Below are 2,671 nucleotides of genomic sequence, written 5' to 3'. Positions count from 1 at the left end.
CCTGTTCGACGAGATCGCCAAGCCGGACCTCGTAGCACCCGGCAACCGCCTGATCTCCTTGCGCGCGCAAGGCTCGTACATCGACGTCGCCTTCGCGGAGACCGTCATCCCGCTTGCCGACTTCGCGCCCACAGCACCGGTCGGCACGGAGTCCAACTACCTGCGGCTGTCGGGCACGAGCGCGTCCGCGCCGGTCGTGGCCGGCGCCGCAGCGCTCATGATCGGTACCGACCCGAGCCTCACGCCCGACGACGTCAAGGTGCGGCTCATGAGCACCGCCGATCCCGTCGCCGGCGCCTCAGTGCACCGGCAGGGCGCCGGCACGCTCGACGTGGACGAAGCCTTGACCGCAACCACGGGCGCCACCGGGTGGGCCCTTTCCGCCTATCTCGGCAACGGCAAGAAGTTCTTCTCCAACGGCGACTACAATAAATGGGAAAAGAGGTCGTGGGAGAAGTACGGATGGGTCAAGTTCAAGTGGGCGAAGTTCAAGTGGGCGAAGTTCAAGTGGGCGAAGTTCAAGTGGGCGGAGGTCTCGTGGACCAAGTTCAAGTGGGCGAAGTTCAAGTGGGCCCAGTACGACTGGACGAGGTTCAAGTGGGCGACCCTGCTTCGGGGGCAGTGACCGCGGCGGACAACGGTGCATAGCGTAGGCGAGACGGCCGGGCGGCAACGCCCGGCCGTCTCATTCTATGTCGGGGGCTTCGCGGTCGCGGCCAGCCTATGCTTCGCCTGGGTTTCCTATCGCGACGGCATGCCACTGTCATGGGCGCTGCTGGTGTTCGCCATCCTCGCCGCCGTGGCCGACGTGCGCGAGGTGCGCCTGCCGGGAGTCGGCCACGTCGGTATGTCGTTCGTACCCGTCCTCGCCGCTCTTGCGATCCTCGGCTTGTGGCCAGCCATGGTGGTCGCCGCCGTTTCGGGCGCCGCCGATATCGGCGTGACCAAGGATCCACAGAAGATCGTCTTCGACATCGCCAACTGCGTGCTGTCGACCTTCGTCGCCGGGCTTGTGTACGTGGAGCTCGTGCCGGCCGGCGCCGGCTTCGTCGAGATGGTCATCCCCGCCTTTCTGGCTACCGCACTCGACTTCCTGGTCAGCACCGTCGGTGTCGCCGGCGTGATCGCGCTGAGCACCGGCGACGGCCCAGTCGCAGTGTGGCGCAAGAACTACCAGTGGGCGCTGCCCGGCTACCTGGCCGGGGCGACGTTCGCCCTTCTCGCCGTCTGGCTCTACGGCCTCCTGGGCGTGGCCGGCCTCGTCCTAGCGGTGCCCCCAGTTGTGTTCATCTACTACTCCTACGAGGTGTACGTGAGCCGGGCTCGGGACCGCGTGAGCTTCGATGCCGAGCGCGACTCCTTCCAGGAAGAGCTGACCAAGTCGACCGAACTGCACGAGGAGCTACGCAGCGCGCAGCTCAAGGTCGCCGCCGAGATCGAGCGGGCGCGCCGCATCCAGGCCGATCTTCTCCCCACGGCCACCCCCGATCTCCAGGGACTGCGGCTCGCGCAGCGCATGGAGTTCCTCGGCGAGATGGGCGGCGACTACTACGATTACATCCCCTTCGGCGACGGCCGGATCGGGATCGTCTGCGGAGACGTCATGGGCAAGGGTCTTGCCGCCGCGCTCATCATGGCGATGGCGCGTTCGCTGCTGCATACCGCCATCGCCCCAGACAAGGGGCCGGGTGAGGTCCTTGCCGAGGTAAACGACGGACTAGCGCGCGACCTCGAGGGCCAGCGCCTGCCGTACTTCCTCACGATGGCTCTGGCCGTCTACGATCCGCAGCGTCGCAGCCTGGCCATCGCCGGCGGCGGACACAATCCCGTCCTCATCGCCGGAACGGGGGGCGTACGCCAAGTTCCCTCGCGCGGCGCGGCGCTCGGAGTCCGGACCGGGCTGCAGTTCCCTGAAGACGAGATCGAGCTCTCAGCGGGCGACACTGTCGCCTTGTACACCGACGGGCTCACGGAGGCGCGCGATCCGGAAGGCCGGCTCTTCGGCCTGGAGAGGCTGGAGAGTGCGCTCGAACGCTGTCATCGGCGCCCGCTTGATGAGACACTGGCGTCGGTGTGGGGCGACGTTGCCGCCTTCCGCGCCGCCTCGTCGCCTGGCGACGACGCTACATTGCTTCTGGCGCGCCTCGCCTGAGGGCGACGATTCGTCGTGCCGGACGGAACGCCGAAGGGGGGAGCAATGGCTGATGAGACGGCCGCCCGACCGGCCTCGCTGCAGGTGTTCCGCTACGTCGCCGGGGAGTCCACCGTCCACCCGGTCATCGGCGAGATCGATGCCGGCCTCCCCCTCGACGAGCTGGTCGCTCAGGCGACGCAAGCTCTCGCGGGCGAGACGTTCATGTGCTACGCGGTCTCGCAGTCCGATGACTTCATCGCCGACGAGCTCTGTTTCGTGCCTCAGGGCGATCGCTGCGAGATCCTCAGCATCAGCACCAGCGGCTGGCGGCGCCATCACGGCGACCACCGTCGCAGTCTCGTCGAGATCCTCAACAACCTGGCCGCGGCGGTCGCCTGCGGCAGACTGCGTATGCTCGACGAGACCGAGCTGCTGCGGGAGACCCAGGCCGGCTCGGAGCTCCTGTGCTTCGCGATCGCGGACTCGGCCGCGCTGACGGCGGCGCGCGATGCCGTCGACGAGGTGCTCCAGGACGCC

Annotated in this window: 3 protein-coding genes; all 3 read left to right on the top strand. The window is 67.7% G+C overall.

Annotated features, from left to right (window positions below; genetic code table 11):
• Nucleotides 1-625 (top strand): S8 family serine peptidase (locus WC493_RS23325; RefSeq protein ID WP_373069059.1); only part of this gene is annotated, 625 nt, incomplete at its 5' end.
• A gap of 15 nt (nt 626-640) precedes the next feature.
• Nucleotides 641-2,152, top strand: coding sequence for a PP2C family protein-serine/threonine phosphatase (locus tag WC493_RS23320; RefSeq protein ID WP_373069057.1), 1,512 nt, complete (start codon nt 641-643; stop codon nt 2,150-2,152).
• 45 nt (nt 2,153-2,197) lie between these two features.
• Nucleotides 2,198-2,671: hypothetical protein (locus tag WC493_RS23315; RefSeq protein WP_373069055.1), on the top strand; the 474-nt coding region annotated here is incomplete at its 3' end.

Source organism: Zavarzinia sp., from assembly GCF_041650655.1.
Classification (GTDB): Bacteria; Pseudomonadota; Alphaproteobacteria; order Zavarziniales; family Zavarziniaceae; genus Zavarzinia.
This window is presented reverse-complemented; position numbering and strand designations above follow the sequence as displayed.